The sequence below is a fragment of the Pseudomonas sp. Irchel s3b2 genome (assembly GCF_900187445.1).
GTDB lineage: Bacteria > Pseudomonadota > Gammaproteobacteria > Pseudomonadales > Pseudomonadaceae > Aquipseudomonas.
Window position 1 is genome coordinate 706,340 of sequence record NZ_FYEB01000001.1, and the last position, 12,034, is coordinate 718,373.

A 12,034-nucleotide genomic window follows, 5' to 3' on the forward strand; every position below is an offset into this window, starting at 1 on the left:
GATCCGTCGCCATCGGGCTATCGTTTGTCGATAGCCCGATACTCATTGCAAGGAGCCGCTCGGAACGCCGATGCGCCAAATCCTGAAATCCTTTCGAGGGCTTTATTTCGCCTCGCTGATGATGTTGATCGGCTCCGGCCTGTTGAGTACTTACCTGGCCCTGCGCCTGGCGGCCGATAACGTCGACAGCCTGTGGGTCGGTGCGTTGATGGCAGCCAACTATTTCGGCCTGGTGCTGGGCGGCAAGATTGGCCATCGGCTGATTGCCCGGGTCGGGCATATCCGCGCTTACTCGGCCTGCGCCGGGATTGTTGGCGCGGCGGTGCTGGGCCATGGCCTGGTGGACTGGTTGCCCGCGTGGCTGTTCCTGCGGGTCATTGTCGGTCTGGGCATGATGTGTCAGTACATGGTGATCGAAAGCTGGCTCAATGAGCAGGCAGAAGCCAATAAACGTGGGGTGGTGTTTAGCGGCTACATGATCGCCTCGTACCTGGGGTTGGTGTTGGGTCAGCTGATTCTGGTCATGCACCCCGGCCTGGGTCTGGAACTGCTGATGCTGGTCGCACTGTGTTTCGCCTTGTGCCTGGTGCCAGTGGCCCTGACACGGCGGATTCACCCGGCGCCTCTGCACCCGGCACCGATGGAACCACGGTTCTTCATCAAGCGCGTGCCGCAGTCACTGAGTACGGTGTTGGGGTCGGGACTGATCGTCGGTTCGTTCTACGGTCTGGCGCCGCTGTATGCCTCGCAGCAAGGGTTGTCCACCGAACAGGTCGGTCTGTTCATGGGGAGCTGCATTTTTGCAGGCCTGGTGGTGCAGTGGCCGCTCGGTTGGCTGTCGGACCGCTATGACCGGGCGCTGTTGATCCGCAGTTTTGCATTTTGCCTGGCATTGGCCGCGTTGCCGCTGGCGATCATGCCGCAGGTGCAACTGGAGGTGCTGTTCATCGCCGGGTTCCTCTGCTCGTTGGTGCAGTTCTGCCTGTACCCGTTGGCGGTGGCGTTCTCCAACGACCATGTCGAGGGCGAGCGTCGGGTTTCGCTGACGGCGATGCTGCTGGTGACCTACGGTGTCGGCGCGAGTATCGGGCCGCTGGTAGCCGGGGTGCTGATGAAATTGTTCGGCAGCCAGATGCTTTATGCCTTCTTCAGTTTCTTCGCCTTGGTGCTGGTGTGGCGAATCCGCCCGAAAGCCGTTACCAACCTGCATCAGGTGGACGATGCTCCGCTGCATCACGTGGCCATGCCGGACAGCATGTCGAGTTCGCCGCTGGTGGTTTGCCTTGACCCCCGTGTCGATGAGCAGGTGGTGCAGGATCAGATGCAGAACCCGATCAACCCGGAGGCTGATTTCAATCCGGATGCCGAGCCCGAATCAGCGCCTGAAACAGATTCGGAACCAGAAGACCCTGACACGGCTCGCGAACAAAGCTTTACCGAAGCGAGGCCTTGATCAAGGCATAAAAAAACGGGCAGTCACCGCAAGGGACTGCCCGTTTTTTTATGGGAGTGGCGATCAGAAGTCGTCTTTATCGAAGCGTCGCGCTTCGCGCTGAAGCTGATAGACGAACCGCTCGACCTGCCGTTGCACCAAGCCGCTCATGTTGTGAAAACGCACGCCGGCGAAGGTGGTGTTGATCTTCTCTTCGAAGTGCAGGTAACGCAGCTCGACGGGTGCCGTCATGCTGCCGAAGGGCAGGGCGGCGGCGAAGCGGTCATAGACCTGACCCAGTTGCAGCCTGGCGGTGATGTCGCCCTCGAAGCGTAACTTGCAGCCGGTGGCGGAGATGTCCAGCAGTTTGCCGTTGATGGGCGACTTGAGTTTGTCACCGCCCAGTTCGACATTCACCAGTTGCGCCAGCTTTAATGCGGCGCGGAAAGCATTGCGGCGCTGGTGGTAAACCACTTCATCGGGCAGCGTGCCACGGTAGCAGCGGCCATCGCCGGATTCGTCGATGGTCAGCGGGCCATTGCTTTCCCAGGCGATGCGTACGCCTTCGTGGAAGCCTTCGACCTTGAACGGTTCGCCGGCCAGCAGAAAGCGTTCGCCATCGCGCGGGATCATTTCGTCCAGGGCGATTATGTTGCTGTCACGGTCGACGTCCACCAGATAACTCTGGAAGCGCTGGCTGCGCTCATGGAACGTGATGATCAGCGGGTCATGGCTGTCTTGCAGCTGACGCAGATTGCTGGAGATTTCCAGGGGCGTGGTGAGCACCTTGGGTGGCTGCGGAGCATCTTCCGCGCTTAAGGCATTGAACACGGGGTATCAATCTCCAGACAAATATGACTACTTGCCAGCATTCTGCCAGCATGTTTCGCGTCTTGATAGAGCGCGCTCGTTGAAAGGCTCAAGCCTGACTGAGCGGGCGTGGTTTTGCGAGCCTGGAGGTTGAACCGCGGGCATCGTAGAGCGCTGGCGGCTCGCCGCCGGTGAGGATTTTCAGCTGGTTGGCCGTGGCGGCCTGCTGCACCAGAATCGACTGGCCATTGTTGGCATTGGTGGCCTGGCACCGGGCCAGGAGGTCGGTCAGTACGTCGCTCTGTGCCAGCAACTGATCGCCAATGCTCGAATGGCTGGCAAGTTGCTCCAGGCCCTGGCGATTGGTCGGCAGGTTGAGGCTGGCGAGGATTTCACTGCGCTTGCGGCCATGCTGTTCGAGCAAAATGATCAATGCCTGTTTCTGCGCCAGAATGTCTTCGAGCAGTGGCATGTCGCGACCGTGCAGCGCGAGGGACTCGGTTTGCAGCAGCTCCAGCAGGTGTTGCGCCGGGGCAAAGTCGTCGATGATCAGTTGCAGTAGATTAGTGTCGTGCATGGCTGGCCTTGGGTTTTAAGCGTCCAAAAGCCTGGCGCGGGCGGTGGCCTAGCGCTGGGCTTCGAAGTTGAGCAGTTTGCTGGCTACACGGTTGCTGTCGACTTTATAGCTGCCATCGGCAATCGCTGCTTTCAACTCGGCCACGCGGGCGTTGTCGACGGCAGGCTGATCGCGCAGCTTGTCAGTGACCTTCTGCAACTGTTGAGCCTCATCGCTGAGGTGTACCGATTCCCCGCTTTTGGTGGTACTGGCCTGTTCGGCCGGGGTATTCAGCGGCGCGGATTGGCCGGTTTCGGCGGTTTCCTTCGCGGCGCTGGTACGTGTACTGCCCGTAAGTGACGAGGAGCTGTTTAAACGACTGAAATCGATGACCATGACAAAAAACCTCTGGGTATTTGGACGCTTGCCATGTTTTCGGCGCTCTCCCGGAAAACTTTAGGCCCATTTATCAATGAGCGTGCATGCGCCAGCGCGCGTCCTGCATGCGGCACAGTTTAGGCAACAGCGCAGTGGCGCGCCATATCTTCAGGGACAGAGCGTTTTCGATAGCCGCCTACATAGAAACTTCCACCTGGCCGGGCGCGGTGACTTGCGCCTTGATGACCCGCTGGGAGTTAAGGTTTTTCACACGAATCTGTTCGCTCATGCCGCCGTTGGACAGCGCTTCACCCGGCATGCGCACGCTGAGCGTGCCACTGCGCGCGGTTATCACCACCTGATCGCCCTTGCGAATCACTTCCGCCTGTTCGAGGTGCACCAGGGTAATGATCTGATCAGCGACCATTGGTCGGGTAAGTTTTTGTCCGATCGCCTGATCGACAGAAGTCAGAAAACCCTGATTTATCAGACTGATATCGCGCTCGCGCAGGGTCACGTCCTGAGGCTCGATTATCCCGGTGCGCTTGAGAGGGCGGGTGGTGGTCACGATGTCGCGAAACAGCCGTACTTGAGCGGGTACGAAGACTGTCCAGGGGGAGGCGCTGTCGCAGCGAACCTTGACCGTGACCCGGCCCAGAGGCCTCGCCGGGCTCTCCAGGGTGGCTGTCAACCCCTTGTCGCACATAGGCATGCGCAGGCGCGGATCAAGTTGATTGACCTCGATCTCGTAGCGTCCTTGCGTTTGGCTCGTGGCCAAATAGTCTTCTACGGTGAATTCAAGAAAGCCCTGAGTGACGCCGATAAGCATGTCAGGCAAGGTAACCGCGTCAGCAAGGGCAGGGCTGCCAGCGTTGAACAGGCAAACGGCCGACATCGCACAGAGTAATCTGCGGGAGGTTGATGCAAGGCGTCGGAAAAATGTCGGTTCTGTGTTCATAAGAGTTAAAAAGCAAGCGCCGTGCCGTTTAGTGATGAATGTGCGTCGCAACACACTTAGCGTTGGTAGTAGGAGTCTGGGCATGGCTGGTGTAATGGATTCGGTGAACCAGCGCACGCAACTGGTAGGGCAGAATCGCCTTGAGCTGTTGTTGTTCCGTCTCGACGGCCAGCAGCTGTATGGGATCAACGTGTTCAAGGTTCGTGAGGTGCTGCAATGCCCCAAGCTGACCCTGATGCCCAAGTCCAGTCCTGTCGTGTGCGGTGTGGCGAATATTCGGGGGGCGACCATTCCGATTCTGGATCTGGCGATGGCGACCGGTTCCGGTGCGTTGAAAGATCAGAGCAATCCCTTCGTGATCATCACGGAGTACAACACCAAGACTCAGGGTTTCCTGGTTCGGTCGGTGGAGCGCATCGTCAACATGAACTGGGAGGAGATTCATCCGCCACCCAAGGGCACAGGGCGCGATCACTACCTGACGGCGGTGACTCGGGTCGACAATCAGTTAGTCGAAATCATCGACGTCGAGAAGGTGCTGGCGGAAGTGGCGCCGACACCGGAAGCCATTTCGGTGGGCGTGGTGGATGTCGAGACTCAGCACAAGGCGTTGTCCTTGCGCGTGCTGACGGTCGATGACTCATCGGTGGCGCGCAAGCAGGTGACCCGTTGCCTGCAAACGATCGGCGTCGAAGTGGTGGCGTTGAACGACGGCCGGCAAGCGCTGGATTACCTGCGCAAACTGGTCGACGAGGGCAAGAAGCCGGAAGACGAGTTCCTGATGATGATCTCCGACATCGAGATGCCGGAGATGGACGGGTACACCCTGACAGCCGAGATCCGCGCCGACCCGCGCATGCAAAAGCTTCATATCATCCTGCACACTTCGTTGTCGGGCGTGTTCAATCAGGCGATGGTCAAGAAAGTCGGTGCCGATGACTTCCTGGCCAAGTTCCGTCCTGATGACCTGGCATCCCGGGTAGTCGACCGGATCAAAGCAGCAGATATCAGCTAGTGGGCGCTTTGCCCTTGGCGGTTAATACGATTTAAGAGGCTGCATCATTGTCTACGGGTAATTTGGATTTCGAACAGTTCCGGGTCTTCCTGGAAAAAGCCTGTGGCATTTTGCTCGGTGAAAACAAGCAATACCTGGTCTCGAGCCGTCTCAACAAACTGATGGAGCAGCAGGGCATCAAATCGCTGGGTGAGCTGGTTCAGCGCATCCAGACCCAGCCGCGCAGCGGTTTGCGCGAGCAGGTGGTGGATGCCATGACCACCAACGAAACCTTGTGGTTTCGTGATACCTATCCGTTTGAAGTCTTGAAGAACAAGGTATTGCCTGAGGCGATCAAGGCAAGCCCGGGTCAGCGCCTGCGGATCTGGTCGGCAGCGTGCTCATCGGGTCAGGAACCGTATTCGCTGTCGATGTCCATCGATGAGTTCGAGCGAGTCAACCTGGGGCAGTTGAAAATGGGCGTGCAGATCGTTGCCACCGATCTGTCCGGTACCATGCTGACCAACTGCAAGACCGGCGAGTACGACAGCCTGGCCATCGGCCGCGGTCTGTCGCCCGAGCGCCTTCAACGTTACTTCGACCCAAAAGGGCCAGGACGCTGGGCCATCAAGGCGCCGATCAAGAGCCGGGTGGAATTTCGCTCGTTCAACCTGCTGGACAGCTACGCGAGCCTGGGCAAGTTCGACATCGTGTTCTGCCGCAACGTGCTGATCTACTTCTCCGCCGAGGTGAAGAAAGACATCCTGTTGCGCATTCACAGCACGCTCAAGCCTGGCGGCTATCTGTTCCTTGGCGCGTCCGAAGCGCTGAACGGTTTGCCGGATCATTACCAGATGGTCCAGTGCAGCCCGGGAATTATTTATCAGGCGAAGTGATGCAAAAGTGGCAGGCCAAAAAAAGGGGAGCCCTCTGGGGCTAATGCCGATCAGTTAAGCCCCTTGCTTGACCTTTGGTCGCAAGAAATCAAAATCCGATGCCTGTACTGGCATCGGATTTTTTTATGCGTATCGAGCAAAAAACCGTCAAGGGGCAAGGTGTGTCAGATCCTGACCTCAATGACCGATCCGCTACGTTTTCCATCCGATGAAATAGTCGACTTGTACAGCCAGCGATAGGCGATTTTAGGGGTCATCAACAGTGTTTCGGCCGACCGCCCAGGGAACATCCCCAAGTACCTGGCCGAGCTGCATGCCAGTTGATAGACGCTTAGCGATATCACTCAAAGGTATATTTCCCCTCTAACATGAACGCCGGCTCTCTCCAGTTGATGCCCCTGACAATTCCGGTACCACTATATTTTATAAAGCCTGCATCACACATTTCTCTGACGAGATTCAATAGCCCCATATTGTCCCCTACATGCGCCCAATTAGCCCGATTGTAAAGCCCGTCTAATTGAGGAAGAGAAATACCTAACTCATATTTCGTGACAAATAGAATCACCTCTTCAGGCTTTTCGTTGAGCACAATTTTTTCTATGACGCTCATTATTTCATCCCTCCCAGTTGCTTGTACTCTCTGTCCCTTTGTTTTGTATCCGCTTCTATAGCATCAGGTGTATAGAGTAATTCAAAAGCATCCTTGAGTTTATAGTCTTCCAAGGTCGCTGCGTGAGTGTTATTCCAAATAACACCGTCATCATTCGGGTCCACACCGTCTGCCACCCCTAATATTCTGAAACGTTCAAGCTCTCTGAGCTCATGAGTATAGAAACGTTTGTCGATAGCCGTGACTACTAATTTACCTTGGAGAATTTTTTCCAAGCGATCAACCATGATGGCATTGGCATCAGAAGGCCTGAAACGTCCAGTATGCAATTTCACTAGGTCAATACCCGCTTTCGTCACGGTAGCATTGGTCCAATCCAGATCCAGGATTGGGCCTCCAGCTCTGGCAGGATTGAAAAATCGACCGCTGTACTTTCCTCTCGTAGTAGCCCCTTCATAAGGACTATTGAAAACAACGTAAATCGGCGGCAAGCCACTGTTGATCGGAAAGCAGTAAATACAATCCCTGAAGTCCGGTAACTCGAAAGCAGGCAATGGTTCGGGCTGCACGAGTAGTGGCAACAGCTCAACGCCAGTGTAATGCGGAACTTTCACTGGTCTAGTAGGTGAAGTTGTCGAACTGTTTCCCCAGTGGATAATAGGAAAACCGAGGGTGATGGGCGGTGTGTCGGCGGAGGTGAAACTATAGCTGTTAGTCTTCTGGTCGAACTCCAGGGCTCGAACTGGCACTGCTGGCGAAATGCTCCCCCCAGCCGGAGTTGCAACGAGGGTGTATTGGTCAAGGTCACCATAAATCCGATAGGGAAGATCGATGGTTCCTTCGACAGCGGCGATTTCATTCAGGTTAGACGGCGCATCTGGCAAGACTGCACTACCAGATAGTTTGAGAACCGTTTGAGGATAGCGCTCGCCGTTACCCAGAGCGGGTGAATAGAGCAAAGTGCCGATCCCAATCGCCGTCGCTCGACTGAGAAGTGCTTCTCCCAAACCTGTCAACAACAGAATGCCTTTACGGATTGCTGCCTCGAAGGTCCAACCGTCCGCGTTTTGGAGAGTAGCGGCACCCGCCACAGTTACCACCTGTGCGGCTTGACTAAGGGTCAACTTGAAGCTGTAGGCAGTTTCACCTCTAGCCAAGGCAGAATGGATTGCAGCATCTATAGCTGGAGAAGCGTCCTCTAAAATGGAAACAGCCTCGACAAGGATTCGTTTAACGTAGGCGGCTGTCAGAGATCTCAGGAAGCTTTCATAGAGGTCTAGGCGTTCTGTGTCGTGTTCTACTGAATCCACATAAGCCGCGAATAGCTCGGCACTTTCCATACGGTCTAACGACAATGCATCTATGCCAAAAAATGCATCCGCTTCATACCAACTCCTATTCATTCTAACTTGTTGCAGGAGCTCGACAATAATCGCTTTCTTCTTTAGGGCGCCTTCGAGCTTATTGAATGGGGGGATATCAACAGCCGAATTTATGCGCCCCTCTATCTCATTTCGCACACCCGCCGCGCCATTCAAGAAAACACTTTCTATTTGATCTTGCACCGAATGTGCAATAGCTACCAACTTTGAATACGCGTCGCGCTCTTTATTGATGGTTTCAATGCGATGAGCCACAGTGATCGTCGGAAGAGCTCCATTCCAATTTAGAGCGCTGTCAAAATTTGACAAAAATCCTGGATATTCCCTGTGAGGATTGGGAAGAGCGTTCGACGATTTCAAAGGCGGAGGAAAAGCGATAGATTTTTGCATGCAGCATTCCTTGCAATAATTTGAAATTCCATTTGGTAGAAGCACCTAAGTTATGCCGCAACAATGGGGTCATATCAACAGTAAAATATTTACTGCATGTGCCATGATTAAAGATTGGTAAATTCAATACCAATTACTATCCATAGTGAAATTTCTTACATTAAAAAATCCGACTTCAGACAGGAATTTTTGGTGCATTCTGAAGAGATTGATGATCTGTTACCCAAATTTGACTCGGCAACAATATGCACACCCGGTCTGCCTCTGGTAGAGAGATAGAAGGCGGTTCATGTTGATTTGTCGAAGGGGCATCACATCATCACGCTCAACAGAAGTATGCCGCTCGCCCTATCAATGCCATCTTTGATTTTGCTTTTTTAAGATCAAGATCAAAAGATCGCAGCCTGCGGCAGCTCCTACAGGGGATAGGTGTTTACCTCCAGAAGCGGCAGAAAAGCGGCAGGCGGCGGAAATCGGTTGCCGCTTTTCTGGCATTGCCGCCTTGCCCCTGCCCGCAAAGCCCCGGTTTACGGGCTTTTTTTATTTGGCACGCCGCTTGCTATACCCATCGTACGAAAAATCAGGTCACCCGAAGGTTTCCCGACATGAGCATCAGCTTCGATAAAGCGCTCGGTATCCACGAACAAGCCCTGGGCTTCCGCGCTCAGCGTGCCGAAGTCCTGGCCAACAACATCGCCAACGCCGACACCCCGAACTACAAGGCTCGGGATCTGGATTTCTCGAAAGTGCTCGCCGAGCAGAACGAGAAAACCAAAAACGGCAAGTTCGCCTTGAACATGACCAACAGCCGTCACATCGAGGCTGAAGGCTTGGGCAATGGCGACGAGTCGCTGATGTATCGCACGCCGATGCAACCGTCGATCGACCAGAACACCGTGGACGCCCAACTGGAACAGTCGAACTACGCGGAAAACGCGGTCAACTTCCAGGCCAGCTTCACCCTGCTCAACAGTAAATTCAAAGGGCTGGTGTCAGCCCTGCGCGGAGAGTAATCCATGTCTCTATCCAGTGTTTTCAACATTGCCGGTAGCGGCATGAGCGCTCAGACCACTCGCTTGAACACCGTGGCCTCGAACATCGCCAACGCCGAGACCGTCTCGTCGAGCATCGACCAGACCTACCGTGCCCGTCACCCGGTGTTCGCCACCATGTTCCAGGGCGGCCAGAGCGGCGGCAGCGATTCGCTGTTCCAGAATCAGGACGCAGCCGGTCAAGGCGTGCAAGTGCTGGGCGTGGTCGAAGACCAGAGCAACCTTGACGCACGCTACGAGCCGAACCATCCGGCCGCCGATGCCAAGGGCTACGTCTATTACCCGAACGTCAACGTCGTCGAAGAAATGGCCGACATGATTTCCGCGAGCCGTTCGTTCCAGACCAACGCCGAAATGATGAATACCGCCAAAACCATGATGCAGAAGGTCCTGACCCTCGGTCAGTGATAAGGGGCGATTCATATGAGCGTTATCAGCGATGTTCTGGCCAACTCTTCGGTCACGACCACTACCTCTACGACCACCGGTAACCTGACCTCGGCCGCTACCGGCGGCCAGGAGCTGGGCAAGGACGCATTCCTGCAACTGCTGGTGACTCAGCTGAAAAACCAGAACCCGCTCGATCCTCAGGACAACAGCGAGTTCGTGGCACAGCTGGCGCAGTTCAGTAGCCTGGAAGGCATCACCACGCTGAACGACACGGTCACAGGCCTTGCCAGCAGTTACAGCTCCTCGCAAGCCTTGCAGGCTTCTTCACTGGTGGGCCGTTCGGTCATCGCGCAGACCGACAAAGCTGTGGTCGACACCTCAAAAAGCCTCAACGGTACCGTCGTGGTGCCAACCTCGGTTTCCGCCGCCACCGTCAAGATCAGCAACTCGGAAGGCAAGACCATCCGTACGCTCGAGCTGGGCAGTCAAAGCGCCGGCAACGCCAGTTTCATCTGGGACGGCAAGGACGATGCAGGCGCGGTGGCACCGGCGGGTACTTACACCTTCGGCGCGACGACCACCATCGACAGCACGAACACCTCACTGATTACTTACCTGCCGGCAACGGTCAACAGCGTGACCATCAGCCAGACCGGCGGTGAGTTGATGTTGAACCTGGCAGGCATGGGCAGCGTTGCCCTGTCCAAAGTGCAAACCATTGGTATATAGAGCCGACTAACCCGGCACAAAGGAGTGGAATATGTCTTTCAATATCGGCCTTAGCGGTCTCTATGCAGCCAATAAACAACTGGACGTGACCGGTAACAACATCGCCAACGTCGCGACCACCGGTTTCAAATCGTCCCGCGCGGAATTCGAAGACGTGTACTCGGCCACTCGCCTGGGTACCGGCAGCAAGACCATCGGCAACGGCGTGCGCCTGGCCAACGTTTCCCAGCAGTTCAGCCAGGGCGACGTGAGCAACACCGGCAACGTGCTGGACATGGGCATCCAGGGCAGCGGTTTCTTCATCCTCAGCGACAACGGTTCCCTGAGCTACACCCGTGCCGGTGCGTTCAAGACCGATGCCGAAAATTATGTGGTCGATAACAACGGCAACCGTTTGCAGGGTTACGGCGTCGACTCCAACGGCAAGATCATCAACGGTGTGTTGACTGACTTGAAGATCGATACTTCGGCTCTCAAGCCGAATGCGACCACCAAGGTTGATCAGACGATGAACCTGAACTCGGCTGAAGATTTGCCGACCGTGACGACGTTCAGTCCGACCGATACCAACAGCTACAACAAGACCATTTCCACCAAGGTCTATGACACCCAGGGTAATGAACACACCATGGATCAGTATTACGTCAAGACGGACGTAAACGCATGGACGATCTATACCTACATGGATGGTCGCACGCCAAGCGATCCGGCTAGCACCACCCTGACGCCTAGCGAGGCAGATATTACCTTCAATTCCGACGGTAGCATCGACACGATTACCGCAGGGACAGGCTGGACGCTAGGTACAGACGGTACCACCTTGACCATGGACGACTGGATCCCCGGCGTTATCACTGACGCTACAACGACCCCTGTGACCTGGGGCCCGAATGGTTCCGATGCCGCTGCTGACGGTATCGCCTTCAACATGGCGCTGACCACGTCCTACAACTCGACGACCGCTCGCACGGCCCAATACCAGGACGGCTACGCCACCGGCCAGATCTCCAGCCTGACCATCGACGCCAGCGGCGTCATGACTGCCAACTTCAGCAACCAGCAAACCAAGGCCATCGGCCAGGTAGCAGTGGCTAGCTTCGCCAACGAGCAAGGCTTGCAGCCAATTGGCGGCACGCGCTGGAAGGAAACCTTCTCCTCAGGCGTGGCGGGTGTCGATGCGCCGACGACCGGCACTCTGGGTTCGGTCGTGTCCAACTCCCTGGAAGAGTCCAACGTCAACCTGACCAATGAATTGGTCGAGCTGATCAAGGCGCAGAGCAACTACCAGGCGAACGCCAAGACCATCTCCACCCAGAGCACCATCATGCAGACCATCATTCAGATGACCTGATGCTGGTTTGCGGATAGCGCTTCACAAAGAGCCCCTCGGAAAAGGGGCTTTTTTATGGCCGAGTTCCGGATATTGCGTTGTGATGGCGGGCCTCTTCGCGGGC

General features: G+C 55.8%; 13 protein-coding genes. 7 read left to right on the forward strand and 6 right to left on the reverse strand.

What is annotated here, in order from left to right:
* Positions 1 to 70: 70 nt before the first annotated feature.
* A complete protein-coding gene (locus CKW20_RS03285) occupies positions 71 to 1,453 on the forward strand; it encodes an MFS transporter (protein WP_095051639.1) in 1,383 nt (460 codons plus the stop codon).
* A gap of 63 nt (positions 1,454 to 1,516) precedes the next feature.
* Here the strand turns inward: CKW20_RS03285 and CKW20_RS03290 are convergent, their stop codons facing one another.
* From CKW20_RS03290 to flgA, 4 genes are all read right to left on the reverse strand, one after another.
* On the reverse strand, positions 1,517 to 2,263 hold the full coding sequence (locus CKW20_RS03290; protein ID WP_095051640.1) for a flagellar brake protein: 747 nt from the start codon (positions 2,261 to 2,263) through the stop codon (positions 1,517 to 1,519).
* Between the two features lie 88 nt (positions 2,264 to 2,351).
* On the reverse strand, positions 2,352 to 2,819 hold the full coding sequence (locus CKW20_RS03295) for a flagella synthesis protein FlgN (protein ID WP_030131806.1): 468 nt from the start codon (positions 2,817 to 2,819) through the stop codon (positions 2,352 to 2,354).
* 48 nt (positions 2,820 to 2,867) lie between these two features.
* The gene (flgM, locus tag CKW20_RS03300) at positions 2,868 to 3,194 is read right to left on the reverse strand and encodes a flagellar biosynthesis anti-sigma factor FlgM (RefSeq protein WP_030131807.1); all 327 of its coding nucleotides are present in this window, start codon (positions 3,192 to 3,194) and stop codon (positions 2,868 to 2,870) included.
* A 178-nt stretch (positions 3,195 to 3,372) separates the two neighbouring features.
* The gene (flgA, locus tag CKW20_RS03305) at positions 3,373 to 4,134 is read right to left on the reverse strand and encodes a flagellar basal body P-ring formation chaperone FlgA (RefSeq protein ID WP_095051641.1); all 762 of its coding nucleotides are present in this window, start codon (positions 4,132 to 4,134) and stop codon (positions 3,373 to 3,375) included.
* An 82-nt stretch (positions 4,135 to 4,216) separates the two neighbouring features.
* Between flgA and CKW20_RS03310 the strand changes: the two genes are divergently transcribed.
* Positions 4,217 to 5,149: a chemotaxis protein CheV gene (locus tag CKW20_RS03310; protein WP_095051642.1), complete on the forward strand. Its 933-nt coding sequence runs from the start codon at positions 4,217 to 4,219 to the stop codon at positions 5,147 to 5,149.
* A gap of 47 nt (positions 5,150 to 5,196) precedes the next feature.
* Complete coding sequence (gene cheR, locus CKW20_RS03315; protein WP_095051643.1) at positions 5,197 to 6,024, forward strand: protein-glutamate O-methyltransferase CheR; 828 nt, start codon at positions 5,197 to 5,199, stop codon at positions 6,022 to 6,024.
* 340 nt (positions 6,025 to 6,364) lie between these two features.
* On the opposite strand, the gene CKW20_RS03325 is transcribed toward cheR, so the two are convergent.
* Together CKW20_RS03325 and CKW20_RS03330 are read right to left on the reverse strand one after the other, a co-directional pair.
* Positions 6,365 to 6,637: a hypothetical protein gene (locus CKW20_RS03325; protein WP_095051644.1), complete on the reverse strand. Its 273-nt coding sequence runs from the start codon at positions 6,635 to 6,637 to the stop codon at positions 6,365 to 6,367.
* The gene (locus tag CKW20_RS03330) at positions 6,637 to 8,409 is read right to left on the reverse strand and encodes an S-type pyocin domain-containing protein (RefSeq protein WP_095051645.1); all 1,773 of its coding nucleotides are present in this window, start codon (positions 8,407 to 8,409) and stop codon (positions 6,637 to 6,639) included. Before CKW20_RS03330 ends, CKW20_RS03325 begins: the two co-directional genes overlap by 1 nt.
* Positions 8,410 to 9,014: 605 nt before the next feature.
* Between CKW20_RS03330 and flgB the strand changes: the two genes are divergently transcribed.
* From flgB to flgE, 4 genes are read left to right on the forward strand one after another with little or no spacing between them, the layout of a single operon-like run.
* The gene (gene flgB / locus CKW20_RS03335) at positions 9,015 to 9,422 is read left to right on the forward strand and encodes a flagellar basal body rod protein FlgB (RefSeq protein WP_007899124.1); all 408 of its coding nucleotides are present in this window, start codon (positions 9,015 to 9,017) and stop codon (positions 9,420 to 9,422) included.
* A gap of 3 nt (positions 9,423 to 9,425) precedes the next feature.
* Positions 9,426 to 9,869: a flagellar basal body rod protein FlgC gene (flgC, locus tag CKW20_RS03340; protein ID WP_010457154.1), complete on the forward strand. Its 444-nt coding sequence runs from the start codon at positions 9,426 to 9,428 to the stop codon at positions 9,867 to 9,869.
* A gap of 15 nt (positions 9,870 to 9,884) precedes the next feature.
* Positions 9,885 to 10,580, forward strand: a complete 696-nt coding sequence (gene flgD, locus CKW20_RS03345; RefSeq protein WP_095051646.1) for a flagellar hook assembly protein FlgD — start codon at positions 9,885 to 9,887, stop codon at positions 10,578 to 10,580.
* A gap of 31 nt (positions 10,581 to 10,611) precedes the next feature.
* Complete coding sequence (gene flgE, locus CKW20_RS03350) at positions 10,612 to 11,931, forward strand: flagellar hook protein FlgE (RefSeq protein ID WP_095051647.1); 1,320 nt, start codon at positions 10,612 to 10,614, stop codon at positions 11,929 to 11,931.
* The last annotated feature ends 103 nt before the right edge of the window (positions 11,932 to 12,034 follow it).

What these genes read in the sequence shown, in the direction of transcription:
- flgE (WP_095051647.1), top strand. Translation starts at nt 10,612, where the DNA reads ATGTCTTTCAATATCGGCCTTAGCGGTCTCTATGCAGCCAATAAACAA.
- CKW20_RS03295 (WP_030131806.1), bottom strand. Translation starts at nt 2,819, where the DNA reads ATGCACGACACTAATCTACTGCAACTGATCATCGACGACTTTGCCCCG.
- CKW20_RS03285 (WP_095051639.1), top strand. Translation starts at nt 71, where the DNA reads ATGCGCCAAATCCTGAAATCCTTTCGAGGGCTTTATTTCGCCTCGCTG.
- flgD (WP_095051646.1), top strand. Translation starts at nt 9,885, where the DNA reads ATGAGCGTTATCAGCGATGTTCTGGCCAACTCTTCGGTCACGACCACT.
- flgA (WP_095051641.1), bottom strand. Translation starts at nt 4,134, where the DNA reads ATGAACACAGAACCGACATTTTTCCGACGCCTTGCATCAACCTCCCGC.
- flgB (WP_007899124.1), top strand. Translation starts at nt 9,015, where the DNA reads ATGAGCATCAGCTTCGATAAAGCGCTCGGTATCCACGAACAAGCCCTG.
- flgC (WP_010457154.1), top strand. Translation starts at nt 9,426, where the DNA reads ATGTCTCTATCCAGTGTTTTCAACATTGCCGGTAGCGGCATGAGCGCT.
- CKW20_RS03310 (WP_095051642.1), top strand. Translation starts at nt 4,217, where the DNA reads ATGGCTGGTGTAATGGATTCGGTGAACCAGCGCACGCAACTGGTAGGG.
- CKW20_RS03330 (WP_095051645.1), bottom strand. Translation starts at nt 8,409, where the DNA reads ATGCAAAAATCTATCGCTTTTCCTCCGCCTTTGAAATCGTCGAACGCT.
- CKW20_RS03325 (WP_095051644.1), bottom strand. Translation starts at nt 6,637, where the DNA reads ATGAGCGTCATAGAAAAAATTGTGCTCAACGAAAAGCCTGAAGAGGTG.
- flgM (WP_030131807.1), bottom strand. Translation starts at nt 3,194, where the DNA reads ATGGTCATCGATTTCAGTCGTTTAAACAGCTCCTCGTCACTTACGGGC.